This window comes from Streptomyces sp. NPDC048258, assembly GCF_043201995.1.
Classification (GTDB): domain Bacteria; phylum Actinomycetota; class Actinomycetes; order Streptomycetales; family Streptomycetaceae; genus Streptomyces.
On sequence record NZ_JBICZH010000032.1, the window covers coordinates 30,777 to 55,372 of the forward strand.

The window sequence follows — 24,596 nt, forward strand, 5'->3', positions numbered from 1 at the left end:
CCCTCTGCAGGGCCCCGGTGCAGGGCCCCGGTGCAGAGCCTCAGTACAGGACCCCACTCGGACAGGGTCCCGCCCGTCACGGCATCGGCTGTGGCGGGCGCGGCCCGTGGTATTCGCCGCTCGGCCGCATCCGCAGCGGGCGCTCCTGGTACTCCTCCAGCGCGTGCGCGATCCAGCCCGCCGTTCGCGCCACCGCGAAGACCGTCTCACCGGCCTCCGCCTCCATCCCGCACGACACGGTCAGCACCGCCAGCGCCAGGTCCACGTTGGCGTGCAGCCCGCCCTGCCGGGCCATCACCGCGGACACCTCGCGCGCCGCGGCCAGCGCGGGCCCGGCCTGCGCCAGGCCCTCCAACCGGCCGAACAGCGCGCCTGCCCGCGGGTCCTCGCCCCGGTAGAGCCGGTGGCCGAGCCCCGGCACCCGGCGCCCAGCCCGCAGGTACTCCGCCACCACGGGGGCGGCTCCGCCCCGCTCCAGGACCTCCACCAGCATCCGGTGCGCGAGCCGCCCGGCCGCGCCGTGCAGCGGCCCCTCCAGGGCGCCGAGTCCGGCCGACACGGCGGCGTACGGATGGGCCCGCGCCGACGCGGCCACCCGTACCGCCAGGGTGGAGGCGGCCAGATCGTGGTCGACCAGGAGCCCCAGCGCCAGGTCCAGCACGGCCAGCGCGTCCGGGTCCGGCTCCCGCTCCGTCAGCCGCGCCCACAGCTGCCGGGCCGTCCGGCCGTCGCCGGCCCACGGGGCGGGTCCCACCACGGGCAGGGCACCGACCAGAGTGGGGATCAGGCAGCGCGCGGAGCCGAGCACCGCCTCCTCGGACAGGTCGAAGCGCAGCGGATCCGCCACCGCGGCGGCGGCGACCGCCACTCGCAGCCGGTCGACGGGACCGCTGTGTTCCGGCAGGGCGGCCACCGCCCGCCGGGCCGCGGCGAGCGGCTCCGGGGGCGCGGTGAACCGGGTCCCGCGCGGGAGCGTTCCCGTCCAGAGCCACTCCGCGACCTCCTCGAAGGCGTACCGCGAGGCCAGCTCCACGGCGTCCACGCCGCGGAAGAAGTAGCGGTCCGGCTCGATGAGCGTGAGGGCGGTCCGTACGGCGAGCTCCCCGGCCGGGGCCGCCGCCTCGCGCCGGCTGCGCCGGGCCAGTTCCTCCACCTCGCGCGCGTCGAAACTGCTGCCGCGTCCGACCGGGTCGCGCCGACTCGTGAGCTGGCCCCGGCTGACGTAGGCGTATACGGTCGCGGGCTTCACCCCGAGCAGCTCGGCGGCCTGCCGGGTTGTGAGCCGTCGCTCTTCGTTCATGCACGCCAGCCTACATATGTTGATTCAATCAATATTGACAAGGATTCCATCAATCATCGATGGTCGATGCATGAACACCATCGACAGCACCGTTGAAGTACCCCGCGGTCTCGCGGGAGTCGTGGTCACCGACACCGAACTCGGTGACGTCCGGGGCCGGGAGGGCTTCTACCACTACCGCCAGTACTCGGCCGTCGAGCTCGCCGGGAGCCGCGGCTTCGAGGACGTGTGGCACCTGATGTTCCGCGGCACCCTGCCGGCGGACGCCGCCGAGCGCGCCGCCTTCATCGCAGAGACCGCCCCGCTGCGCCGGCTGCCCGCCGAGGTACGGGACGCCCTGCCCGCCCTCGCCCGGGCCACCGCGCTCTCCGGACCCCTCGCCGGCCTGCGTACCGCGCTCTCGCTGCTCGGCGCCTCCGCGGGCTTCCGCCCGGTCTACGACCTCGCCCCCGCCCGGCGGGCCGCCGACGCGCTGGCCGCCTGCGCCGCCGTACCGACCCTGCTCACCGCGCTGCACCGGCTGGGACAGGGCCTGGAGCCGGTCGAACCGCGCGACGACCTCCGGTACGCCGCCAACTACCTCTACATGCTGACCGGGCAGGAGCCCGACCCGGTCAGGGCCCGCGCGGTCGAGCGGTATCTGATCTCCACCATCGACCACGGATTCAACGCCTCGACCTTCACCGCCCGTGTCATCGCCTCCACCGGCGCCGACGTCGCGGCCTGCCTGACCGGGGCGATCGGCGCGCTCTCCGGCCCGCTGCACGGCGGCGCCCCGAGCCGGGCCCTGGACACCCTCGACGCCATCGGCACCGCGGACCGGATCGGGCCGTGGATCCGTGAGCGGGTCCTGGCGGGAGATCGGATCATGGGCTTCGGCCACCCCGTCTACCGCACCGAGGACCCCCGCTCACGCATGCTGCGCGACATCGCCCGCGGGTTCGGCGGCCCCCTGGTGGACCTCGCCGTCGAGGTCGAGCGCCAGGTCGAGGCGATACTCGCCGAACTCAAGCCGGGCCGCGAACTGCACACCAACGTGGAGTTCTACGCGGGCGTGGTCATGGAACTGTGCGGGCTCCCGCGCGAGATGTTCACCCCGACCTTCTGCGCGGCCCGCGTGGTCGGCTGGAGCGCGAACATCCTCGAACAGGCGGCCGACTCGAAGATCATCCGCCCGGCCGCCCGGTACACCGGCCCCACCGCGCCGCAGCCGGTGCCGCCGCTCGGCTGACGGAGCCTGGCTACGATCGGCCGGGTGAACAGCAGGCAGCCCATCCCCGTCGTCGTCCTCGCCGGATTCCTCGGATCCGGCAAGACCACCGTGCTCAACCACCTCCTCGCCCACCGCGGAGGCACCCGGATCGGAGTCGTCGTCAACGACTTCGGTTCGATCGAGATCGACGCCATGTCGGTGGCCGGCCAACTCGGTGACTCGATGGTCTCCCTCGGCGGCGGCTGCCTGTGCTGCGCCGTCGACGGCAGCGAGCTCGACGCGTACCTGGAGAAGCTCGCCGCGCCCGTCCACCGCATCGACGTGATCGTCATCGAGGCGAGCGGGCTGGCCGAGCCCCAGGAGATGATCCGGATGCTCATGGCCAGCGAGAACCCGGACATCCGCTACGGAGGCATGGTCGAGGTCGTGGACGCGGCGGAGTTCGACGCGACCCGGGCCCGGCACCCGGAGACCGGCCGCCACCTCGCCGTCGCGGACCTGGTCGTGCTCAACAAGACCGACCGGGTGGACGCCGCCGAGCGGGCCCGGATCGAGAAGGAACTCGCCGCCCTCTGCGCCCCCGGCATCCCGGTCGTGGGCGCCGACCACGGGCGGATCGACCCGGAGCTGCTCTTCGACCGGCGGCCCTGGACCGAGACCCGCGGCCAGCTCTCCTTCGAGGACCTGCTCGCGGAGGCCGACGACCAGGACCACGGCCAAGACCAGGACCAGGACCAGGACCACGGCCACAGCGGTCACGCGCACGCGGCCTACGAAAGCGTCGAGTTCGTCTCCGAGCAGGCCCTGTCACCGCGCAGGTTCATCGACTTCCTCGACCGCCGCCCGGCCGGGCTCTACCGGATCAAGGGCTTCGTCTACTTCGGCGTCCCCGGGCACGAGGAGCGGTACGAGGTCCACGCGGTCGGCCGGTTCCTCCGCTTCGCCCCGCAGCCCTGGGGGCGTGGCGAAGCGCGCCTGACGCAGCTCGTCCTGATCGGCTCGGGTACCGACGGGCCGGAGCTGCTGCGCGAGCTGGATGCCTGCCGCGAACCGGCCCCGCACCAAGTGCATCCCGAGAGCATGTGGGGCGTACTGCGGTACGTGGCCCGGCCCGCGGAGCAGGAGCCGGAGCCGGAGCCGGAGTGGGAGTCGGAGCCGGCCGAAGCCTCACCGGAGGCCGGGGAGGTCTAGGCGACGTCGACGCCGTACTCCCGCAGCAGGTCCTCCAGCCCGCCCTGGTAGCCCTTGCCGCCGATCACGAAGTCCCAGTCGCCGTTCGCCCGGCGCCGGAAGGACCCGAGCACCAGCGCGGTCTCACCGGCCCGGCCGTCGGAGACCTCCAGCTGCCCGACCTCCGCGCCGGCCGCGTCCAGGAGCCGGATCCGGGCGTCCGTGAAACCGGCCAGGTCGGCGTGCGGATCGGCCTCCGGGTCGATCGCGGCCACCAGGACCAGGCGGTCGGCCTCGCGGGGCAGGGCCTCGAAGGTCACCTCGAGCGCGGCCTTGTCGGGCGCCGCGTGCGCGCGGGTCCGCACCGAACCGTCCGGCGTCCCCGGGTTGTTGAAGAAGACGAAGTGGTCCTCGCTCAGCACCCGGTTGCCCGTGCAGACCAGCGCGCACACGTCGAGCGCGACCGCGCCCGACCAGAACATGCCGAGCACATTGTGGTCCGCGGAAGGGGCGGGCTCGGGTGCCCGCTGCGTCGGGATGCCCGCCGCGGCGCCGCCCAGACGGCCCCGCAGCCCGTACTGGTGCAGGAGCTCCACGAGCTTGTCGCCGGGAACCAACTCCAGCGGCTTGCCGTTGGCAAAGGTGTACGACCCTGGCCCGAAGGACGCGGTGGTGACCAGCACCCCCTTGTTCGCCCCCTTGTCCTGGACCGTGCCGTACAGATCCCGTACCGCCGTGGGCGACACCGTGTTCCGGTAGCGCTTGACCTGCACCACGATCCGCCCGCCCGTGATCGGGGACGGGTCGTTCGCCTCGATGTCCACCCCGCCGTCGCCCGACCGCTGGGTGGTCAGCGCCTCCATGCCCATCGCCCGGAAGAGCTCCGCCACCAGGTTCTCGAAGGCGATCGGGTCCATCTCGAACAGGTCGGGCTCGTCCTGGCCGCCGCCCGCGTGCCCGCCGTGGCTGACGACCCCGCCGCCGATCTCGTCGGGCCTGCGCCCGGGGCGTACCGCGGTCAGCTGGTCGGGCCGCGCCGAGAGCTGCCCGCGCAACCCCTCGACCAGACAGTCCACCGCGCTGACCTGCTCCAGCCGCAGCACCTCGAAGGCGGACCGGGCCGCCGACACCGTGGCGAGCACGAGCTGCGCCTCCAGGCCCGTCACCGGATCGTGGGCGTCCACGAAACCGTTGACCACCACCGAGTCCAGCACGCCGAACTCGTCCGCCGCGTACAGCTCGCGCACCACCAGCAGCACACACTGCGCCAACAGGTCCCGGTGCAGCGCCCGCCGCTGCGTGGCCGGGCGGGCCGTCTCCTTGTCCTGGTCCGTACTCGGCATGTACCGCACCGACTTGGCCTCCGGTACCACCTCGTACCCCGGCAGCTCCCAGTCCAGCACGAGCTGGCGCGCCCCCGGATCGTAGGCGGCCGCCACCTGCCTCGGCAGCGCCTCGGGCCAGGCCGTGGAGGCGTACAGGGCGGCCGAGAAGTACTCCACCACGGCCTCGGCGTCGCCCCCGCGCAGGGCTCCGGCCAGCTCGGTGAGCCCACCGTTGTGCCCGCGGATCGCGGCGAGCTGCTCAGCGGCCCAGCGGTCGTACTGCTGCCGGTACGCCGCCAGTTGCTGCTGCCGCTGCGCCTCCGCGGCGTGCGCGGCCTGCCAGGCCTGGGTGTACCGGGCGTGCGCCTCGCGTTCCGCCTGCGCCCGCCGGTTCGAGCCGAGGGTCCAGCCGGTGCTCTGCTGCTGGAACTGCTCAAGGCGAGGCATCGGCACGGGGTGCCCCAGCGTGCCGGGGTTGAAGGGTTCGAGCTGCTCGGACCGGACCAGCGCGGCCATCCGGAACGCCGGCGCCCGGCAACCCGCCGCCAGCAGGCCCTGCAGGCGGGCCACTTCCGCCTCGATGGACTCGGTCCGCCGTCGCGCCTCGGCTTCTCGGCGCTGCCGGTGGGCCGCCTGCTGCTCCCGCTCCCCCCGGGCCACGTCCCGTTCGTACGCCCGCTGCCGGCGCTCCGCCTCGCGCTGCTGGATCAACTGCGTCTGCTGCATCCGACGCTGGGCCTCTGCCCAGTCCCCGATCACGCCCGAGCGACGACTCATCAGCTCTGTTCTCCCGCCCCACCCGCCAGTGCCAAGAGGGAAAACACTAGTCGCCATTCAGGTGGTACGTCCCCCGTTGGGCGTACCACCTGAATGCCGTCGTACGTCCTACAGCGCGGCCCCCGCCAGCGCCGCCACGGCCGCGGGCAGCGCGGTCCCGGAGCCGTCCCGGCGCGGGTCCACGGCCGGCAGCTCGGCCGGAGTGCCGTTCGCGGACGCCGCCCGGACCGGGGAATTGCCGGTCCAGGCCAGCGTCAGCACGTCCTCGCCCTTCAGGAACCGCTGGCAGCGCACACCACCGGTGGCCCGGCCCTTGCGCGGGTACTGGTCGAACGGGGTCAGCTTCCCGGACAGCACCGAGTCGTCCAGCGTCCCGTGCGAGCCCGCCACCGTGAACACCATCGCGTCCCGGGCCGGGTCGACGGCCGAGAAGTGGATCACCTTGGCGTTCTCGGAGAGCTTGATGCCCGCCATACCGCCCGCCGGGCGGCCCTGCGGGCGCACCTGGCCCGCCGGGTAGCGCAGCAGCTGGGCGTCGTCGGTGATGAAGACCAGGTCCTCCTCGCCCGTGCGCAGCTCGACCGCGCCGACGATCCGGTCGCCGTCCTTGAGGGTGATGACCTCCAGCTCGTCCTTGTTGGCCGGGTAGTCCGGCACGACGCGCTTGACCACGCCCTGCTCGGTGCCCAGTGCCAGGCCCTGCGAGGACTCGTCCAGCGAGGTCAGGCAGATCACCTTCTCGTCCGGCTCCAGGCCGGCCAGGAACTCCGTGATCGGGGCTCCGCCCGCCAGGGCCGGTGCGGCCGCCGTGTCCGGCAGCTGCGGCAGGTCGATCACGGACAGCCGCAGCAGGCGCCCCTTGGAGGTCACCACGCCCACCTCGGCGCGCGCCGTCGCCAGGACCTGCGAGACGATCAGGTCGTGCTTGGCCCGCTTGCCGTCGGCCTCCGCCAGCGGCTCACCGGTCACGGTGCGCGCCAGCAGACCCGTCGAGGACAGCAGCACGCGGCAGGGATCGTCAGCGACCTCCAGCGGCACCGCCGCGACCGCCGTGCCCGCCGACTCCAGCAGGACCGTACGCCGCTCGGTGCCGAACTTCTTCGCGACCGCCGCCAGTTCCGTGGAGACCAGCTTGCGCAGCTCGGTGTCGGACTCCAGGATCCCGGTCAGCTCGTCGATCTCGCCGGTCAGCCGGTCGCGCTCGGACTCCAGCTCGATGCGGTCGAACCGGGTGAGCCGGCGCAGCGGGGTGTCCAGGATGTACTGGGTCTGGATCTCGCTCAGCGAGAACCGCTCCATGAGCCGGGCCTTGGCCTGCGCGGAGTTGTCGCTGTCCCGGATGAGCCGGATGACCTCGTCGATGTCGATGAGCGCCACCAGCAGGCCCTCGACCAGGTGCAGGCGGTCGCGGCGCTTGGTGCGGCGGAACTCGCTGCGCCGCCGGACGACCTCGAAGCGGTGGTCCAGGTAGACCTCCAGCAGCTCCTTGAGGCCGAGCGTCAGCGGCTGCCCGTCCACAAGGGCCACGTTGTTGATGCCGAAGGACTCCTCCATCGGCGTCAGCTTGTACAGCTGCTCCAGCACGGCCTCGGGGTGGAAGCCGTTCTTGATCTCGATGACCAGGCGCAGGCCGTGCGAGCGGTCGGTGAGGTCCTTCACGTCCGCGATGCCCTGGAGCTTCTTCGAGCCGACCAGGTCCTTGATCTTCGCGATGACCTTCTCGGGGCCGACCGTGAAGGGCAGTTCCGTGACGACCAGGCCCTTGCGGCGCGCCGTCACGTTCTCCACCGCCACCGTCGCGCGGATCTTGAAGGTGCCGCGGCCGTTCTCGTAGGCGTCCTTGATCCCCGAGAGCCCGACGATCCGGCCGCCCGTGGGCAGGTCGGGACCCGGTACGAAGCGCATCAGCGCCTCCAGGTCCGCGTGCGGGTAGCGGATCAGGTGGCGGGCGGCGGCGATGACCTCGCCGAGGTTGTGCGGGGGCATGTTGGTGGCCATGCCGACCGCGATCCCGGACGCGCCGTTGACCAGCAGGTTCGGGTAAGCGGCGGGCAACGCGACCGGCTCCCGCTCCTGGCCGTCGTAGTTGGCGGTGAAGTCGACGGTGTCCTCGTCGATCGACTCCGTCATCAGTGACGTGGCGTCGGCCATCTTGCACTCGGTGTAACGCATCGCGGCCGGCGGGTCGTCGTTGCCGAGCGAACCGAAGTTGCCGTGGCCGTCCACCAGCGGCAGCCGCATCGAGAAGGGCTGGGCCATGCGCACGAGGGCGTCGTAGATCGACGCGTCGCCGTGCGGGTGGAGCTTGCCCATGACCTCGCCGACGACGCGGGCGCACTTCACGTACCCGCGGTCGGGACGCAGACCCATCTCGTTCATCTGGTACACGATGCGGCGGTGCACCGGCTTCATGCCGTCCCGGGCGTCGGGCAGGGCACGGGAGTAGATCACCGAGTACGCGTACTCGAGGAAGGAGCCCTGCATTTCGTCGACGACGTCGATGTCGAGGATCTTCTCCTCGAAATCCTCCGGCGGCGGGGTCTTCGTGCTGCGGCGGGCCATCGCTGCGCGGCTCCTTAACCAAGAATGAGTGTGCTGGGGGTCTGACGCGGACCATTGTGGCCCGAGGCACCGACAACGCCGACTCCGACCCAGGGTGTGACCCGGGAACTTATCCGGCGGCCGACGCGCTTGCATACAGTGGCAGGTCTGACAGAAATCTCTGCATCGCGATCGAAGGGACCACATGCCCATGGGTCACACGGCCACAGCCCAGGCCGGCTCCGGCGGCCTGACAGCGACCGAACACCGGCTGGCCAACGGCTTGCGCGTGGTGCTTTCCGAGGACCACCTGACCCCGGTCGCCGCGGTTTGCCTCTGGTACGACGTGGGCTCGCGCCACGAAGTCAAGGGGCGAACCGGCCTGGCTCACCTCTTCGAGCACCTGATGTTCCAGGGCTCGGCGAGCGTACCGGGCAACGGGCACTTCGAGCTGGTCCAGGGTGCCGGCGGCTCCCTGAACGGCACGACCAGCTTCGAGCGCACCAACTACTTCGAGACGATGCCGACCCACCAGCTGGAGCTCGCGCTGTGGCTGGAGGCGGACCGCATGGGCTCGCTGCTGGCCGCCCTGGACGACGAGTCCATGGAGAACCAGCGCGACGTCGTCAAGAACGAGCGCCGCCAGCGGTACGACAACGTCCCGTACGGCACGGCCTTCGAGAAGCTGACCGCCCTCGCGTACCCCGAGGGCCACCCGTACCACCACACCCCGATCGGCTCGATGGCCGATCTGGACGCCGCGTCCCTGGAGGACGCCCGCGCCTTCTTCCGTACGTACTACGCGCCCAACAACGCGGTGCTGTCGGTGGTCGGCGACATCGACCCGGAGCGCACGCTCGCGTGGATCGAGAAGTACTTCGGCACCATCCCCGCGCACGACGGCAAGCAGCCGCCCCGTGACGGCTCGCTGCCCGACGTCATCGGCCGGGAGCTGCGCGAGGAGATCGTCGAGGAGGTCCCGGCGCGTGCGCTGATGGCCGCCTACCGGCTCCCGCACGACGGCACCCGCGAGTGCGACGCCGCCGACGTGGCGCTGACCGTCCTGGGCGGCGGCGAGTCCTCGCGGCTCCACAACCGCCTGGTACGCCGCGACCAGACGGCCGTCGCGGCCGGCTTCGGCATGCTGCGCCTGGCCGGAGCGCCCTCGCTGGGCTGGCTGGACGTCAAGACCTCCGGCGGGGTCGAGGTGCCCGACATCGAGGCGGCCGTGGACGAGGAGCTCGCGCGGTTCGCCGCCGAGGGCCCGACGGCCGAGGAGATGGAGCGCGCGCAGGCACAGCTGGAGCGCGAGTGGCTGGACCGGCTGAGCACGGTCGCCGGCCGCGCCGACGAACTGTGCCGCTTCGCGGTGCTCTTCGGCGACCCGCAGCTGGCCCTGACCGCCGTCCGGCGCGTCCTCGACGTCACCGCCGAGGAAGTGCAGGCCGTGGCCGCGGCCCGGCTGCGTCCCGACAACCGCGCGGTGCTGGTCTACGAACCGCTCGCCGCGGACGCGGACGCCGACGACGCCGGCGAGAACGACGAGAACCACGCGAACGAGAACGAAGGGGTGGAGCAGTGAGCGACACCGCAGCCGTCACGATGACCTTCCACCCGCGCCCGCAGGCCGGGGAGCCCCAGCCGTGGGCCTTCCCGGCCCCCGACCGCTCGGTCCTCGCCAACGGCCTGACCCTGCTGCGCTGCCACCGCCCGGGCCAGCAGGTGATCGCGGTCGAGGTCAACCTCGCCGCCCCGCTGGACGCCGAGCCCGAGGGCCTGGACGGCGTGGCCACGATCATGGCCCGCGCGCTGTCCGAGGGCACGGACAAGCACTCCGCCGAGGAGTTCGCGGCCGAGCTGGAGCGCTGCGGCGCCACCCTCGACGCGCACGCCGACCACCCGGGCCTGCGGGTCTCCCTGGAGGTCCCGGCCTCCCGGCTGCCCAAGGCGCTCGGCCTGCTCGCCGAGGCCCTGCGCGCGCCGGCCTTCGCCGACGCCGAGGTCGACCGCCTCGTGCGCAACCGGCTCGACGAGATCCCGCACGAGCTGGCCAACCCGCAGCGCCGCGCCGCCAAGCAGCTCTCCAAGGAGCTGTTCCCGGCCTCCCTGCGGATGTCCCGCCCGCGCCAGGGCACCGAGGAGACGGTCGCCCGGATCGACTCCGCGGCCGTACGCGCCTTCTACGAGGCCCACGTACGCCCCGCCACGGCCACCGCGGTGGTCGTCGGCGACCTGACCGGCATCGACCTGGACGCCGTGCTCGCGGACACCCTGGGCGCCTGGACGGGCGACACCGCCGCGCCCCTCCCGGTGCCGCCGGTGACCGCCGACGACGCGGGCCGCGTGGTCATCGTGGACCGGCCCGGCGCGGTCCAGACGCAGCTGCTGATCGGCCGGATCGGACCGGACCGGCACGACCGGGTCTGGGCTGCCCAGGTGCTCGGCACGTACTGCCTGGGCGGCACCCTGACCTCCCGCCTGGACAAGGTGCTGCGCGAGGAGAAGGGGTACACCTACGGCGTGCGCGCCTTCGGCCAGGTGCTCCGCTCGACCGCCGACGGCAAGGGCGCCTCGATGCTCGCCATCAGCGGCTCGGTGGACACCCCGAACACCGGCCCGGCGCTGGAGGACCTCTGGAAGGTGCTGCGCACCCTCGCGGAGGGCGGCCTGACCGATGCCGAACGGGACGTGGCGGTGCAGAACTTGGTGGGCGTGGCCCCGCTGAAGTTCGAGACGGCAGCCTCGGTCGCCGGAACCCTCGCCGACCAGGTCGAGCAGGAGCTGCCGGACGACTTCCAGGCGCAGTTGTACGCGCGGCTCGCCGAAACCGGGACGGTGGAGGCGACTTCGGCGGTCGTGAAGGCCTTCCCGGCGGACCGGCTGGTCACCGTCCTGGTGGGCGACGCGGCGCAGATCGAGGCGCCGGTGCGCGCCCTCGGGATCGGCGACGTGAGCGTCGTCACCAACTGACGGAATCCTCGGTCAACTGACCGACACGAAGAGGGGCTTCGGCGGGCTTGTCCGCCGGAGCCCCTTTTGTCCGTTAGGTGGGGAGGTTGCTTTTATGTGGTGTGGCGTACGCAACAAAAAGGCGTGTCTGTTTGGCGATTGACTGATGATCCGCCTAGCGTCACCCGTGCTGTCCGTCAGTTGTACCCGCCGCATCCGCGGCACCGGGCAGCGATCGCCGAGTCCCCGTCAGGCGCGAGCCTGGGGAGCCGGGGACCCACATGTGTCCCTGGGGTGAATCGGGCCGCCTCGCAAGAGGAGGTCCGTAGGAGACCTTCCTGCTCCGAACCCGTCAGCTAACCCGGTAGGCGAGAAGGAAGGAAAGGATCAGCCCCTTCATGGCGTTTGGCAGTCGTCCCGCCGGCTCCGGTAAGCACCGTGGTTCCAGCCGTCTGAGCCGCAAGACCGCCGGTTACGCCGGCATCGCCGCCCTCGCCACCACTGGTGTCGTCGGCTCCCTCGCCGCCCCGGCCTTCGCCGCCGACAACGGCGATCACCACTCCGCCCAGGACAACGCGCTCGGCGCCGTCGTCGTCGCGGAGGAGCTCCAGGGCGACATCCAGGACCAGGCTGCGTCCCAGCAGCGCGCCGCCGAGCACGCCGCCGCCCAGGCGCAGGCCGAGGCCGACGCCAAGCAGCGGGCCTCCGAGGCCAAGCGCCTCGCCGAGGCCAAGGCGAAGGCCGAGCGTGAAGCCGCCGAGCGTGCGGCCCGCGAGGAGGAGCGCAAGCGCCTCAACACCTTCGTCGCGCCGATCGAGGGCTCGTACGTCAGCACGCAGTACAAGGCGGGCGGCGGCATGTGGTCCTCCGGCAGCCACACCGGCATCGACTTCCACGCCGCCTCCGGCACCTCCGTCCACGCGGTGGGCGTCGGCGTCGTCGTCGAGGCCGGCTGGGGCGGCGCGTACGGCAACAACGTCGTCATCAAGCACAACGACGGCACGTACACCCAGTACGGCCACATGTCCTCGCTGAGCGTCTCCGTCGGCCAGCAGGTCACCCCCGGCCAGCAGATCGGCCTGTCGGGCTCCACGGGCAACTCCAGCGGCCCGCACCTGCACTTCGAGGCCCGCACCGGTGCCGACTACGGCTCGGACATCGACCCGATCGCGTACCTGCGCTCGCACGACGTCAGCCTCTGACCCGCATCGCACCGCGCGACACCGCTTCACCGAAGGCCCCGGCTCCCCGAGCCGGGGCCTTCGTGCTGCTCCGCCGGTAAATGTTTCGCATTTCCGACCGCTCTCGGAAATTATCGTGTGTTGCAATAGAGTCGCAGCACGCGCATGCGTGTCCATTGAGCGTGTCAGTCGGAAATAGGCGGAGGTCCGGTCTTGCGTATTCCTGCGCACGCGGTATGCACAGCAATCCGCGACGACATCGTCTCCGGGGTCTTCGAACCGGGCGGCAGGCTGACCGAGGAGGTGCTGGCCCGCCGGTACGGAGTCTCGCGCGTCCCGGTCCGCGAGGCGCTGCGGACCCTGGAGTCCGAGGGGTTCGTGACCACGCGGCGCCACGCGGGCGCCTGTGTGGCCGAGCCGACCGAGCAGGAGGCCGCCGACCTCCTGGAGCTGCGGATGCTGCTGGAGCCCCTGGCGGCCGCCAGGGCCGCCCGGCGGCGCACGGAGGCACACCTCAAGGTGTTGCGCGGGCTGGTCAGACTGGGCCAGGAGCGGGCCAGGCGGGGCCAGGGCGAGGATCTGCGGTCCCTGGGCGGCTGGTTCCACGAGACGCTCGCGCAGGCCTCCGGGAGCCCGGGCCTGATCGCGCTGCTCACGCAGATGCGGCACAAGGTGGCGTGGATGTACGTGGTGGAGGCGCCGGCCCGGCCGGTGGAGTCATGGGCGGAGCACGGGGCGATCGTGGACGCGGTGGCGCGGGGGGACGCGGAGCGGGCCCGGACGCTGACGGTGCTCCACGCCGACCGGGCGGCGGCCGCGCACCGGCCGCGGCTCCGGCCGACGGTGAGCACTTCGCAACCTGCCGTAAACATGGCGAGCGGCCGGCATTAACAGGGCCCGTATACAAAGGACGTATCCCGGCGGCGCTGCCTGAATTTCCGGGTCGTATGCACGAGCTGCACGCGCCGAATTCCTGCGGAGCCGAATTCTCGCGCTGCGGTGCTGCGGTGCTGCCGTGTTTTCGTGCTTTTGTGTTTTCGTGCCGCCGTCGGTATTCCGTGAACCCGAATCGATCCGGAAACGACGGAGCCGCGGCCCCCGGGGTGGTGGGGCCGCGGCTGCCGCGGGTGTACTGCGTGGGTCGAACCCGAAGGGTCAGACGGTCTCGGGGAGCTCCTCGAGACCCTCGGCGACCAGCTTCGCGAGGCGGTCCAGCGCGACCTCGGCGCCGTCGGCCTCGGAGGCGAGGACGATCTCCTCGCCGCCCTGGGCGCCCAGGCCCAGAACAGCCAGCATGGAAGCGGCGTTGACGGGGTCGCCGCCGGCCTTGGCGATGGTCACCGGGACGCCGGAGGCGGTCGTCGCACGGACGAAGATCGAGGCGGGACGAGCGTGCAGGCCCTCGGCCCAGCCGACGTTGACGCGGCGCTCTGCCATGGTGATGCCCTTCAGGTTCTTACGGTTGTCTAGACCAGTCTCTCACGACGCCCGGAATGCTCCGACCGACCTTCGGCCCGGATGTCCCGCCGTTCGACCTTCCCCAGCTTGCACCGTTTTGCCCCAGCTTGCCTAATGCGCCGCGCGAGCGCTGCCCGGCCGTTCCCGGCCGTAAGGTAGGCCCATGACCACCGAGTCGGACCCCTCGTACCCGGCCCACTGGGAAGCGGACGTCGTCCTGCGCGACGGCGGCACCGCCCGGATCAGGCCCATCACCACCGCGGACGCGGGCCGGCTGGTCAGCTTCTACGAGCAGGTCTCCGACGAGTCGAAGTACTACCGCTTCTTCGCTCCCTACCCCCGGCTCTCCGATCGCGACGTGCACCGGTTCACGCACCACGACTACGTGGACCGGGTCGGCCTCGCGGCGACCATCGGCGGGGAGTTCATCGGCACCGTCCGCTACGACCGCATCGGCGCCGACGGCCGGCCCGCCACCGGCCCCGCCGACGAGGCCGAGGTCGCCTTCCTCGTCCAGGACGCCCACCAGGGCCGCGGCGTGGCCTCCGCCCTCCTCGAACACATCGGCGCGGTGGCCCGCGAGCGCGGCATCCGCCGGTTCGCCGCCGAAGTGCTCCCCGCCAACACCAAGATGATCAAAGTGTTCACGGACGTCGGCTACCAGCAGAAGCGCAGCTTCGAGGACGGCTCCGTCCATCTGACCCTCGACCTCGAACCCACCGCCGAGTCCCTCGCCGTGCAGCGCGCCCGCGAACAGCGCGCCGAGGCGCGCTCGGTGCAGCGGCTGCTCGCCCCCGGGTCGGTCGCGGTGATCGGAGTCAGCCGCTCCGGCGCGGGCGTGGGCGCCGCCGCGCTGCGCAACCTGCGCGACAGCGGCTTCCACGGCCACCTCTACGCCGTCAACCAGCAGGTCACGCGCGACCTCCTCGACGGCGTACGGGCCTACCGCACGATCGAAGCCATCGGCGCCCCCGTCGACCTCGCGGTGATCGCGGTTCCGGCGGACCGGGTCCCCGAGGTGGTGGCGGCCTGCGGCGAACACGGGGTGCAGGGGCTCGTGGTGCTGTCTGCCGGATACGGGGAGAGCGGCCCGGCCGGACTCGCCCGCCAGCGCGAACTCGTGCGCCAGGTGCGCTCGTACGGGATGCGGCTGATCGGGCCGAACGCCTACGGGGTGATCAACACCGCGCCCGAGGTGGAGCTCAACGCCTCGCTGACGCCCGCGCCGATGCCGATGCGGGGCCGTATCGGCCTGTTCACGCAGTCCGGGGCGATCGGGATCGCGCTGCTCTCCGCCCTGCTCCGGCGCGGCGAGGGCCTGTCCTCCTTCGTCTCCGCGGGCAACCGGGCCGACGTCTCCGGCAACGACATCCTCCAGTACTGGTACGACGACGAGGCGACCGACGTCGCCCTGATGTACCTCGAAACCCTGGGCAACCCGCGTAAGTTCACGCGCCTCGCCCGCCGGACGGCGGCCGAGAAGCCGGTGGTCGTCGCCAGGGGCGGCCGCCACACCCCGGCCGGGCACGTGGTCCCGGACACCCGGCTCCCCGACGCCACCGTCTCCGACCTGCTGCGGCAGGCGGGCGTCATCCGGGTCGACACGGTGACGGAGCTGGTCGATGTCGGCCTCCTGCTGGCCGCCCAGCCGCTGCCCGCCGGACCCCGGATCGCGATCCTCGGCAACTCCGAGTCCCTCGGCGTGCTCACGTACGACGCCTGCCTGGCCCAGGGGCTGCGGCCGCTGCCGCCGCTCGACCTGACGACGGCGGCCTCGCCGGAGGACTTCCGCGCGGCACTGGTCTCGGCGCTGGCCTCCGACGACTGCGACGCGGTGGTGGTCACGGCCATTCCCTGGGTGAGCGAGCACGCACCGGCGGACGAGCTGGCCGATGCGCTGCGCGAAGCCGTGGCCGAGGTGCCCGGCAAGCCGGTGGCGGTGGTCCACGTCGAGCTCGGCGAGCTCGTCGAAGCCCTCTCCGCCGTGCAGGGCCCTCCCCCCACCCCGCCCCTTCCCGAAACGGGGGAAGCGCCCCGGCCCCCGTACGTGCGCTCCGCTCCCTCGCCCTCTCCCGTCGGGCGGGCCGAGGCGCAGGTCCGGATCCCGAGCTACCCCGCCGCCGAGCGGGCCGTACGGGCCATCGCCGAAGCCGTCCGGTACGGACAGTGGCGGCGGTCCAACGCCGAGGCCGGGTACGTCCCCGAGTTCGAGGACATCGACGAGCCCGGCGCCGCCGCCCAGCTGACCCGGCTGCTGGCCGACGTCGACGGCGGAGCCGTGCTCACCCTGGCCGAGTGGGACGCCCGCGAGCTCCTCGGGCGGTACGGGATCCACGCCCTGCCCGCCCTGCCCGCGCCCAGCGCCGACGCGGCCGTCCGCGCCGCCGGGATCCTCGGCTACCCGGTCGCCCTCAAGACCACCGCCCCGCACCTGCGCCACCGCGCAGACCTGGGCGGCGTACGCCTCGACCTCAGGGACGAGACCGAGCTGAGGCGCTCGTACGAGGACCTCACCGGCCTGCTGGGCAAGCCCTCGGAGCTCCAGCCGGTGGTCCAGGCGATGGTGCCCCGAGGGGTCGACACGGTCGTCCGCTCCGTCATCGACCCGGCCGCGGGCGCCGTCCTCTCCTTCGGGCTCGCCGGCGTCGCCTCCGAACTGCTCGGGGACACCGCCCACCGCCTGGTCCCCGCCACCGACCGGGACGCCGCCGGACTGATCCGGTCCATCCGGACCGCACCCCTCCTGTTCGGCTGGCGCGGCAGCGACCCCGTCGACACCCCCGTCCTGGAGGAGCTGCTCCTGCGCCTGTCCCGCCTCGTGGACGACCACCCCGAGGTGATCGGTGTCTCCCTGGAGCCCGTGGTCGTCGCCACCGAGGGACTCTCCGTGCTGAGCGCCACCGTCCGCGTCGCGCACCCGCCCGCCCGCGGCGACCTCGGACCGCGGACCCTCCCCAGTTACTGAGCGGGTACGGAGAGGCCGGGGCGCCCCGTGCGGGCCTTAGGATGGACCTCATGGCGAAATCCGGTACGACGACCCAGGGGCTGCGCACGGCGATCGAGCGCAGCGGCTACTACCCGGCCCTCGTGGCCGAGGCCGTGGAGGCCGCGGTGGGCGGCGAGCCGATTTCGTCGTACCTGGTCCACCAGGAGACGACCTTCGACTCCAACGAGGTGCGCCGCCACGTCACCGTTCTGGTCCTGACCGGAAACCGCTTCATCGTCAGCCACACCGACGAGCAGGCCGCCGACGCCGGGTCCCCGTCCCCGTACGCGACCACCTCCACCGAGTCGGTCAAGCTCTCCAGCATCTCCTCGGTGGTGCTGAGCCGCGTCGTCGCCAACCCGGAGTCCTACACCCCCGGCACCCTGCCCCGTGAGGTCGTCCTGACCATCGGCTGGGGCGCGGTCTCCCGGATCGACCTGGAGCCGGCCGCCTGCGGCGACCCGAACTGCGACTCCGACCACGGCTACACCGGCAATTCCACCGCCGACGACCTCAGCCTGCGGGTCAGCGAGGCGGGCGACGGCCCGGAGGCGGTGCGCCAGACCCTGGTCTTCGCGCAGGCACTCTCCGAAGCCACCGCGGCCACGTCCACCCCCGCCCGCTGATGGCCTACCCCGCCGCGCAGAACTGGGCGGATGAGCCGGAGCTGCTGGATCTCACCGCCGCGCCCGTCCCCGAGTACGGCGTCGGCTCGCTCGCCGACCTGCTGCCCACCCTCGTGGCCGGCCAGGGCGTCCCCGGCTTCACCGCCTCCATCGCGGAGCTGACCCCGGCCGACCGGAACTGCGTGTTCCTGGTCGACGGCATGGGCTGGGAGCAGATCAAGGCCCACCCGGACGAGGCCCCGTACCTCACCTCCCTGCTCGCGGGCTCGCGCGGCGGCACCGGCCGCCCGATCACCGCGGGCTTCCCGGCTACCACCGCCACCTCGCTGGCCTCGGTCGGCACCGGTCTGCCGCCCGCCCGCCACGGCCTGCCCGGCTACGCCGTCCGCAACCCGGCCACCGGCGAGCTGATGAACCAGCTCCGCTGGCAGCCGTGGACCGCGCCCAAGCCCTGGCAGCCGTACCCGACCGTCTTCCAGCTGGCCGACAAGGCCGGCGTGGCGACCGCCCAGGTGTCCGCGCCCGCCTTCCAGACCACCCCGCTCACCAAGGTCGCGCTGAGCGGCGGCACCTTCCTCGGCCGGATGACCGGCGAGGAGCGGATGGACCTGGCCGCCGAGCGCCTCGCGGCCGGCGACCGCTCGCTCGTGTACACGTACTACAGCGAGCTCGACGGCGCCGGGCACCGGCACGGCGTGAACTCCGACGCCTGGCGCGGCCAGCTGATGTACGTCGACCGCCTGGTGCAGCGCCTCGCCGAGCAACTGCCGCCGCGCACCGCCCTGTACGTGACCGCGGACCACGGCATGGTCGACGTCCCCTTCGACGAGGACTCCCGGATCGACTTCGACGAGGACTGGGAGCTGGGCGCGGGCGTGGCCCTGCTCGGCGGCGAGGGCCGGGCCCGGCACGTGTACGCGGTGCCGGGGGCCGAGGTCGACGTACTGACCGTGTGGCGCGAGGTGCTCGGCGACCGGTTCTGGGTCGCGAGCCGTGAAGAGGCCCTGGAACTGGGCTGGTTCGGGCCGCCGGGGGAGTGCGACGAGCGCGTGCTCGGCCGGATCGGCGACGTGGTGGCGGCCGCCCAGGCGGATGTCGCGATCACCGCCTCGCGCAACGAGCCCAACGAGTCCGCCCTCGTCGGGATGCACGGCTCCATGACGGCGGCCGAGCAGCTCGTCCCGCTGCTCGAAATCCGCACCTGACGGTCCGCTCTTTCTCCCCCTCGTCCCCCTCCCCGCCCCGCCCACGACCCGAAAGGTCCCGTACTTCCCATGCCCGAGCTGGTGTTCTTCTCCGGAACGATGGACTGCGGAAAGAGCACGCTGGCGCTCCAGATCGCGCACAACCGCGACGCGCGCGGGCTCCAGGGCGTGATCTTCACGCGGGACGACCGGGCGGGCGAGGGCAAACTGTCCTCCCGCCTCGGCCTGGTGACGGAGGCGATCGAGGCGCCGGAGGGCATGGACCTGTACGCGTACCTGGTCGGGCAGCTGTCCAAGGGCGGCAAGGCGGACTACGTGATCGTGGACGAGGCCCAGTTCCTCGCCCCGGAGCAGATCGACCAGCTCGCCCGGATCGTCGACGACCTCGACATGGACGTCTTCGCCTTCGGCATCACCACGGACTTCCGCACCAAGCTGTTCCCCGGCTCGCAGCGCCTGATCGAGCTGGCGGACCGCCTGGAGCAGCTCCAGGTCGAGGCCCTGTGCTGGTGCGGCGCCCGCGCCACCCACAACGCCCGCACCATAGGGGGCGAGATGGTGGTCGAAGGCGCCCAGGTCGTCGTCGGCGACGTGAACCGCCCGGCCGGGGAGATCGGCTACGAGGTCCTCTGCCGCCGCCACCATCGCAAGCGGATGACCTCGGCCGCGGCCCACGCGGGCGCCCTCTCCCCGGACGTCCTCCCGGTCAACCACGTCTGACCATTCCCCCTCGGCGCAGGCGCACCTCTGACGCTGCTCGGACCTGTGGCCGAATGCTGGGAAGGCTTCGGGTGTTGGCCGGGCTGGAGCGGTTTCGCTGTGGAGACCGCCCCCACCCCGTCAGTGTGTTGTCCAAGTGTGACGCCGGTGCGTTACTTGACGGTCTCGAAGCCGATGCCGCCGGAGGCGCCCATCATGACCCGCAGGGTCTCGTAGCCGCCCTTGCCGTCGTTGGCGTGCTTGCCCCAGTACTGGCACTTGTAGCCGGTGTCGGACTTCAAATCGACCGCCTTCGCAGCGGGGATCTCCTCGCAGGCGAGCTTGCTGGCGTCGGTACTCCCCGACTCGGAGCCGTAGCGCTCGTTCAGCGCGTTGTAGACGACCTTCCCCACCAGCAGGCCCGTCTTGGGCGTGGTGGTGTAGGAGGTGATGCTGCTGCCCTCGGTGTAGCTGTCGCTGATCTTGACCTCGTAGGGGATCTCGGCCCCTCCGTACGTCACGAGGCACTGACTGACCGCGCCGGCCTTCTGGGTCACGCCATTGGGGCACTTGGCGCTGGTCTCACCGGCCACCTTGGCATCGAGGAGGATGGCCTCGCGCAGGCGGTGTTCCACCTGCTGGATGAGGGGCGCGCCGCGCTCGGGGGCCGGGGTGACCTTGAGGTTGTCTTCGCCGCGCTTGCGCACGTCCTTCTGGGGGCCGTCGATGGCGACCACTGGAGTCGGAGGAGCTGCCGTTGGAGCCGCAGCCGGCGGTGAGCAGGCCGGCTGTCTTCAAGGATTTCAATTTCAAGCTGCTGGTCATCGAGAAGCTCATGTACCAGGACCAGGTGCTCACGCCGGTGTTCAGCATCGACGAACTGATGGAGGCCAGGGGCATCGGTGACGTGCAGTCCCACGTCTTCGACAACGACCTGGCGTTCACGGTGCTCGACGAGTCCCGCACCTTCTTCGAAGAGCTGGCGATCAGCGAGGAGTTGCTGGCGGGCGTGGACGAGCTGCTCGTCGACGGCGGGAATCAGATCTACTACGAGTGCTCTCCGGTCTGGGACGGAGAGGACGATCTGTTCGACGTCCAGTCGCTCGACGACCTCGCCCTGCTGCCGAACCTGAAGCGCCTCATCGGCGCCGATTCCTGCGCGATCGTGGCTCCTGACAAGCTGGAGCGCCTCGCCGCGCAGGGCGTCGCCACGACTTGATGAACCGGCAGCAGACCGCTGCGCCCCGGGGCTGAGCGGCCTGGCGGCTGCCGACGTCCATGGTGACCCTCGCGTGAGTTGGTGGATGGTCAAGAGAGAAGACTTTGGCGCTAGGTTGCGCACAACCGCGACGCGCGGGGGCTTCAGGGCGTGATCTTCACGCGGGACGACCGGGCGGGCGAGGGCAAGCTGTCGTCCCGGCTGGGTCTGGTGACGGAGGCGATCGAGGCGCCGGAGGGCATGGACTTGTACGCGTACCTGGTCGCTCAGCTCTCGAAGGGCGGCAAGGCGGACTACGGGATCGTGGACGAGGCCCAGTTCTGGCCCCGGAGCAGATCGACCAGCTTGCGCGCATCGTGGACGACCTGGACATGGACGTCTTCGCGTTCGGTATCACCACGGACTTCCGCACGAAGCTGTTCCCGGGCTCGCAGCGGCTGATCGAGCTGGCGGACCGGCTTGAGCAGCTCCAGGTCGAGGCCCTGTGCTGGTGCGGCGCCCGTGCCACGCACAACGCCCGTACCGTGGGCGGCGAGATGGTCGTCGAGGGCGCGCAGGTCGTGGTCGGTGACGTGAACCGCCCGGCGGAGGAGATCGGCTACGAGGTCCTGTGCCGCCGCCGCCACTGCCGCCGCATGACCTCGGCCTCGGCCCACGCGGGCGCCCTCTCCCCGGACGTCCTCCCGGTCAACCACGCCTGACCGTCTTCTTCCATGCCGGCGGCCGAGTTACCGGAGACCGTGACTGTCGAGACGGTGGATGAGGCCGGGCCGGCTCCGGTAGGTGTCGCGCAGGAGCCCCAGACGCTGCTGGAAATCGACACCGTGTCCGGCGTGAGCGCAGGCATCGCGCAGGTCACGAAGGAGGGCGACAGCCGCGTCGTAGGCACTGGTCTTCTTGGAGGCGATGTGTGCTTCGGCCTGGTTCCAGATGACGTCCGCCTCGGCGGCGAGTGCGGTCAAGCGCGTGGCGCGGGCTCGCAACCGGGCGCGTTCGGCGTGCCCGTGGCGTTCGGCGCGGCGGGTGTGCGCCGCATCCAGCAGCCGGGCGGCGGTCCGGCGACCGGGTGCGGTCGCTGGGGCGGAAGTTTCCCGCAGGCGGTACAGGAGTTCGCTGTGCAAGTGGGGTTCCGGGCCGAGGGCGAGGCGCACCAGTAGGGCGTCCTTCTCCTCGGCCGGGAGGGCGGAGACGAGTCGCGCGAGCTCCTTCCGTGTCAGACTGGCCGCGGGTTCCGGCGCCGCGGTGCTGCTCTGTGCGGCGACAGCGAGCAGGTCGGTGTCGACGCGCAGGAAGTCCGCGAGCGCGCTTTGCGGAGCCGTGAGTTCGCCCAGGCCGGCGGGGACGGGAGGCTCCAGGGCGGACTGGTACTCCTCTTCGTCGTCGTCCTCGGCTTCCCAGGCAGAGAGGGCGGAGAGCCACGCCAGATAGAGGGGCCGCATATCGCCGGTGGCGAGTTCCTCGCGTACGCCGATGACGGCGGCCAGGGAATCGTCGGCTCCCTCGACCCAGTCGCCGCCCTCGTCCTCGCTGGTCAGGTCGAGGAGAAGGTGGGTCCGGGTGGCCCAGGTTTCGACGTGGTGGCCGAGATCGTACGGTTGGACGCTGCGCAGGGCCAGGCGCTGTAGGGGCAGGCGGAGCATCAGCCGGCGTGTGCCCCAGCTGGCGACGTACAGATGGGCGTCGAAGTACCGCTCCACCAGGTTTCGCGGATTCCCCCGCAGGTCGCCCCAGTGGTATTCGTTGGTGAAGCTGGTGGCGGTGATCCTGGCACGGCTGGAGACGCGCCGCAGTGCTTCCCGCTGGTCGCCGCTCAGCGGCCGGTCGAGGGCCTGAAACCCGTAGTACTGGTACTCGCTCACCGGAAGCACCCTACGGCTGACGGCGGTGCGGGAGGGTAGGTTCGGCGAGGCGGCGAGGGCACGGAACGGAGCGGTTGTGGACGAGTCTCATGGCAAGACAGTGGGCCAGGTGCGGGAGTTGGTCGGGTGGATCGGCGCGGGACGGAAATTGACGCAGACCGGCCGCATCACTCTCGCGGACGCCCGGACCTTGGTGGAGCTGCTGGGCACCGGCGACCAGATGGACCCGGTGATCGGTGACCGGATGTTCAAGACGAAGTCCAGCGAGGAGCTGTACCACCTCAACCTGCTGGCGGAATGGGCTAAGGCCGCCCGACTGCTGAGGGTCGCCGGTGGCCGTCTGCTCCCGGTGAAGAAGAACGCCCGGCTGCTCGACCGGCCCGACGGCCTGTGGAACGCCCTCTTCGAAGCGGTACCGCGCATCGGGAGTGCCGTACTGGTCTCGGGGTGGTTTGAGTCGGTCTTCTCGCAGGAGTATGCCGCCGGCCTGCGGACGCTGCTGCATCGGCTGTACGCGGCTCGCGGCCCGGTCGCCGGCGATGCGCTGCGCAGAGCGGTGTGGCAGGCGGTGACCGCTCCCTACATCCTCGACGATGTGCCGCCCGAGCGGCTGCGGGGCTGGCGCGGTAGCAACGACCGTGACGTGCGGCTGTTGCTCGACGCCCTCGCGGCCCTCGGGGCCGTCCGAAGCGACGATGACACCGTGGAGCTGACCGGTCAGGGCAGGCGGGCCGTGGCCGTGATGCGCGGTGAACCGCTCCCCGGGGAGCCGGTGTTCCAGCTGCGCATCGATCTGGAGGACATTGCCGCACCGGCGGTCTGGCGACGTGTGCTGGTGCCTGCCGCGGCCCGGCTCGACCAAGTGCATGCTGTGATCCAGGCTGTCATGGGCTGGGAGAACAGCCATATGCACGCCTTCACCGTGGACGGTGTCCAGTACGGCCGGGCCAACACCGAGCTCGACTTCGGGGACGAGCGGGGCGTCACTCTCGGCGCCCTGCTCAAGGAGGGAGGGAGCCTTGCGTACACGTACGACTTCGGTGACTCCTGGGACCACCGCGTCACGGTGGAGCACCAGATCGCAGCCGAGGCGGACCGGAGCTATCCCGTCTGCGTAGCTGGTTCCGGCGCCTGCCCTCCTGAGGACTGCGGAGGCGCCGGGGCCTATGAAGACCTCAAGCGGACTCTCGCCGATCCGACGCGGACGGAGTACGACGACCTCGTGCGGTGGCTTGGCCTTGACTCCGGGGTGGGGTTCGACCCGGCCCGGTTCACCCCCGGCGAAGCCAATGACAGACTCCGGCAGATGTAACCCACCCGTCCCGGGCGCCACCCCTGGGCGGGCTCGGTGTGGGCGCGCGGCCCTCGTACTCTCGCGCCCGAGAGTCGGACGGTGCCGAGGGGCTGCGGGGAGCGGTCCCGGCTCAGCTGACATGGCGGATGCCCCAGTAAGAAGACTTTGGCGCTCCAGATCGGACACAACCGTTCGGCCCGCGGGCTCCAGGGCGTGGCTCTGTTCACGGAGAACCGACAGCAGATGTTCACCACTTCGGGAGGCACCTGGGTGAGCCCTCGGAATCGAACTGCTTGAGCCTCGTGACATCGTTGTGACGCCTTCGCGGCAGGCGTCACAACACGTCGGGTGCACTCTCCTGGGCGGGTTCCTTGGATGCCGGGTGATCCGGACCGCCGGCCGGGTCGGCGGCACGCAGCGCCGCTTCGACCCGGCGGTTGCTGGTCATGGACGCCGTGACGGCCGTCATCGCCAGGAGGAGGCCGGCGGCGGCGTAGAGCGGGGTGCGGATGTCGTACGTGGTGGCCAGCCAGCCGCCGAGGAAGGCCCCGAACGGGGCGGCGCACATGGCGAGCATGCGGGAGGTGGAGGCGACCCTGCCCATCAGGTGGGCGGGGACGATCGCCTGTCGGAGGGAGGGGGCGAGCACCATCGTGGCGCCCATGCCCGCTCCGCAGACGGCGAGTGCGAGGCCGGCGGCGTACGGGTTCGGGGCGACGGCCAGGCTCAGGATGGCGAGTCCCTCGACTGCGGCCGTGCAAGTCAGTGCGGTGCCGGTGCCGAGTCGTCGGCCG

General features: G+C 71.7%; 19 protein-coding genes, 2 pseudogenes and 1 riboswitch. Of the genes and pseudogenes, 14 read left to right on the top strand and 7 right to left on the bottom strand.

Annotated features, from left to right (window positions below; all coding sequences use genetic code 11):
• Positions 1–76: 76 nt before the first annotated feature.
• Positions 77–1,300 carry a citrate synthase gene (locus tag ACGFYQ_RS38575; RefSeq protein ID WP_393751489.1) on the bottom strand — a complete coding sequence of 408 codons (1,224 nt, stop codon included), beginning with the start codon at positions 1,298–1,300 and terminating at the stop codon, positions 77–79.
• A gap of 70 nt (positions 1,301–1,370) precedes the next feature.
• Here ACGFYQ_RS38575 and ACGFYQ_RS38580 point away from each other — a divergent pair, with 70 nt between their 5' ends.
• Both ACGFYQ_RS38580 and ACGFYQ_RS38585 read left to right on the top strand, forming a co-directional pair.
• Positions 1,371–2,531 (top strand): citrate synthase/methylcitrate synthase, encoded by a 1,161-nt coding sequence (locus ACGFYQ_RS38580; RefSeq protein ID WP_393751491.1) that lies wholly within the window; start codon positions 1,371–1,373, stop codon positions 2,529–2,531.
• Between the two features lie 24 nt (positions 2,532–2,555).
• The gene (locus ACGFYQ_RS38585) at positions 2,556–3,704 is read left to right on the top strand and encodes a CobW family GTP-binding protein (RefSeq protein ID WP_393751493.1); all 1,149 of its coding nucleotides are present in this window, start codon (positions 2,556–2,558) and stop codon (positions 3,702–3,704) included.
• Here ACGFYQ_RS38585 and ACGFYQ_RS38590 read toward each other — a convergent pair.
• Together ACGFYQ_RS38590 and ACGFYQ_RS38595 are read right to left on the bottom strand one after the other, a co-directional pair.
• Positions 3,701–5,785, bottom strand: coding sequence for a restriction endonuclease (locus ACGFYQ_RS38590; RefSeq protein WP_393751495.1), 2,085 nt, complete (start codon positions 5,783–5,785; stop codon positions 3,701–3,703). The genes ACGFYQ_RS38585 and ACGFYQ_RS38590 overlap by 4 nt on opposite strands.
• Before the next feature lie 108 nt (positions 5,786–5,893).
• Complete coding sequence (locus ACGFYQ_RS38595; RefSeq protein ID WP_393751497.1) at positions 5,894–8,347, bottom strand: DNA topoisomerase (ATP-hydrolyzing) subunit A; 2,454 nt, start codon at positions 8,345–8,347, stop codon at positions 5,894–5,896.
• 190 nt (positions 8,348–8,537) lie between these two features.
• Here ACGFYQ_RS38595 and ACGFYQ_RS38600 point away from each other — a divergent pair, with 190 nt between their 5' ends.
• From ACGFYQ_RS38600 to ACGFYQ_RS38615, 4 genes are all read left to right on the top strand, one after another.
• The gene (locus tag ACGFYQ_RS38600; RefSeq protein ID WP_393751499.1) at positions 8,538–9,908 is read left to right on the top strand and encodes a M16 family metallopeptidase; all 1,371 of its coding nucleotides are present in this window, start codon (positions 8,538–8,540) and stop codon (positions 9,906–9,908) included.
• A 20-nt stretch (positions 9,909–9,928) separates the two neighbouring features.
• On the top strand, positions 9,929–11,296 hold the full coding sequence (locus ACGFYQ_RS38605) for a M16 family metallopeptidase (RefSeq protein ID WP_393751524.1): 1,368 nt from the start codon (positions 9,929–9,931) through the stop codon (positions 11,294–11,296).
• A gap of 205 nt (positions 11,297–11,501) precedes the next feature.
• A riboswitch (cyclic di-AMP (ydaO/yuaA leader) is annotated at positions 11,502–11,661 on the top strand.
• Positions 11,662–11,673: 12 nt separating this feature from the next.
• Positions 11,674–12,477: a M23 family metallopeptidase gene (locus ACGFYQ_RS38610; RefSeq protein ID WP_393751501.1), complete on the top strand. Its 804-nt coding sequence runs from the start codon at positions 11,674–11,676 to the stop codon at positions 12,475–12,477.
• Positions 12,478–12,669: 192 nt separating this feature from the next.
• The gene (locus ACGFYQ_RS38615; protein WP_393751503.1) at positions 12,670–13,347 is read left to right on the top strand and encodes a GntR family transcriptional regulator; all 678 of its coding nucleotides are present in this window, start codon (positions 12,670–12,672) and stop codon (positions 13,345–13,347) included.
• Positions 13,348–13,611: 264 nt separating this feature from the next.
• Here ACGFYQ_RS38615 and ACGFYQ_RS38620 read toward each other — a convergent pair whose 3' ends face one another.
• Complete coding sequence (locus ACGFYQ_RS38620) at positions 13,612–13,893, bottom strand: HPr family phosphocarrier protein (RefSeq protein WP_328928048.1); 282 nt, start codon at positions 13,891–13,893, stop codon at positions 13,612–13,614.
• A 184-nt stretch (positions 13,894–14,077) separates the two neighbouring features.
• Between ACGFYQ_RS38620 and ACGFYQ_RS38625 the strand changes: the two genes are divergently transcribed.
• The 4 genes from ACGFYQ_RS38625 (at position 14,078) to ACGFYQ_RS38640 (ending at position 19,451) form a co-directional block, all read left to right on the top strand.
• Positions 14,078–16,879, top strand: coding sequence for a GNAT family N-acetyltransferase (locus ACGFYQ_RS38625; protein WP_393751505.1), 2,802 nt, complete (start codon positions 14,078–14,080; stop codon positions 16,877–16,879).
• A gap of 50 nt (positions 16,880–16,929) precedes the next feature.
• Complete coding sequence (locus tag ACGFYQ_RS38630) at positions 16,930–17,526, top strand: DUF5998 family protein (protein ID WP_073909804.1); 597 nt, start codon at positions 16,930–16,932, stop codon at positions 17,524–17,526.
• Positions 17,526–18,731, top strand: coding sequence for an alkaline phosphatase family protein (locus ACGFYQ_RS38635; RefSeq protein WP_393751508.1), 1,206 nt, complete (start codon positions 17,526–17,528; stop codon positions 18,729–18,731). Before ACGFYQ_RS38630 ends, ACGFYQ_RS38635 begins: the two co-directional genes overlap by 1 nt.
• A gap of 69 nt (positions 18,732–18,800) precedes the next feature.
• Positions 18,801–19,451 carry a thymidine kinase gene (locus ACGFYQ_RS38640; protein WP_393751510.1) on the top strand — a complete coding sequence of 217 codons (651 nt, stop codon included), beginning with the start codon at positions 18,801–18,803 and terminating at the stop codon, positions 19,449–19,451.
• Positions 19,452–19,603: 152 nt separating this feature from the next.
• Here the strand turns inward: ACGFYQ_RS38640 and ACGFYQ_RS38645 are convergent, their stop codons facing one another.
• Positions 19,604–20,167: a hypothetical protein gene (locus ACGFYQ_RS38645; protein ID WP_393751512.1), complete on the bottom strand. Its 564-nt coding sequence runs from the start codon at positions 20,165–20,167 to the stop codon at positions 19,604–19,606.
• A 20-nt stretch (positions 20,168–20,187) separates the two neighbouring features.
• Between ACGFYQ_RS38645 and ACGFYQ_RS38650 the strand changes: the two genes are divergently transcribed.
• On the top strand, positions 20,188–20,649 hold the full coding sequence (locus ACGFYQ_RS38650) for a DUF6892 domain-containing protein (protein ID WP_393751514.1): 462 nt from the start codon (positions 20,188–20,190) through the stop codon (positions 20,647–20,649).
• Between the two features lie 114 nt (positions 20,650–20,763).
• Positions 20,764–21,350: pseudogene (locus tag ACGFYQ_RS38655) on the top strand (thymidine kinase); the annotation flags it as partial.
• A gap of 27 nt (positions 21,351–21,377) precedes the next feature.
• On the opposite strand, the gene ACGFYQ_RS38660 reads toward ACGFYQ_RS38655, so the two are convergent.
• The gene (locus ACGFYQ_RS38660) at positions 21,378–22,508 is read right to left on the bottom strand and encodes a hypothetical protein (protein ID WP_393751516.1); all 1,131 of its coding nucleotides are present in this window, start codon (positions 22,506–22,508) and stop codon (positions 21,378–21,380) included.
• A 76-nt stretch (positions 22,509–22,584) separates the two neighbouring features.
• Between ACGFYQ_RS38660 and ACGFYQ_RS38665 the strand changes: the two genes are divergently transcribed.
• Positions 22,585–23,820 carry a plasmid pRiA4b ORF-3 family protein gene (locus ACGFYQ_RS38665; RefSeq protein ID WP_393751518.1) on the top strand — a complete coding sequence of 412 codons (1,236 nt, stop codon included), beginning with the start codon at positions 22,585–22,587 and terminating at the stop codon, positions 23,818–23,820.
• 147 nt (positions 23,821–23,967) lie between these two features.
• Positions 23,968–24,039 (top strand): annotated as a pseudogene (locus tag ACGFYQ_RS38670) (thymidine kinase); the annotation flags it as partial.
• Between the two features lie 97 nt (positions 24,040–24,136).
• On the opposite strand, the gene ACGFYQ_RS38675 reads toward ACGFYQ_RS38670, so the two are convergent.
• Positions 24,137–24,596, bottom strand: a 460-nt coding sequence (locus ACGFYQ_RS38675; RefSeq protein WP_393751520.1) for an MFS transporter, incomplete at its 5' end; no start/stop codon positions are given.

Bases quoted from the DNA above. Each gene is read 5' to 3' on its own strand.
- ACGFYQ_RS38605 (WP_393751524.1), top strand. From the start codon at position 9,929: ATGACCTTCCACCCGCGCCCGCAGGCCGGGGAGCCCCAGCCGTGGGCC.
- ACGFYQ_RS38640 (WP_393751510.1), top strand. From the start codon at position 18,801: ATGCCCGAGCTGGTGTTCTTCTCCGGAACGATGGACTGCGGAAAGAGC.
- ACGFYQ_RS38635 (WP_393751508.1), top strand. From the start codon at position 17,526: ATGGCCTACCCCGCCGCGCAGAACTGGGCGGATGAGCCGGAGCTGCTG.
- ACGFYQ_RS38580 (WP_393751491.1), top strand. From the start codon at position 1,371: ATGAACACCATCGACAGCACCGTTGAAGTACCCCGCGGTCTCGCGGGA.
- ACGFYQ_RS38600 (WP_393751499.1), top strand. From the start codon at position 8,538: ATGGGTCACACGGCCACAGCCCAGGCCGGCTCCGGCGGCCTGACAGCG.
- ACGFYQ_RS38610 (WP_393751501.1), top strand. From the start codon at position 11,674: ATGGCGTTTGGCAGTCGTCCCGCCGGCTCCGGTAAGCACCGTGGTTCC.
- ACGFYQ_RS38630 (WP_073909804.1), top strand. From the start codon at position 16,930: ATGGCGAAATCCGGTACGACGACCCAGGGGCTGCGCACGGCGATCGAG.
- ACGFYQ_RS38575 (WP_393751489.1), bottom strand. From the start codon at position 1,300: ATGAACGAAGAGCGACGGCTCACAACCCGGCAGGCCGCCGAGCTGCTC.
- ACGFYQ_RS38590 (WP_393751495.1), bottom strand. From the start codon at position 5,785: ATGAGTCGTCGCTCGGGCGTGATCGGGGACTGGGCAGAGGCCCAGCGT.
- ACGFYQ_RS38620 (WP_328928048.1), bottom strand. From the start codon at position 13,893: ATGGCAGAGCGCCGCGTCAACGTCGGCTGGGCCGAGGGCCTGCACGCT.
- ACGFYQ_RS38625 (WP_393751505.1), top strand. From the start codon at position 14,078: ATGACCACCGAGTCGGACCCCTCGTACCCGGCCCACTGGGAAGCGGAC.
- ACGFYQ_RS38595 (WP_393751497.1), bottom strand. From the start codon at position 8,347: ATGGCCCGCCGCAGCACGAAGACCCCGCCGCCGGAGGATTTCGAGGAG.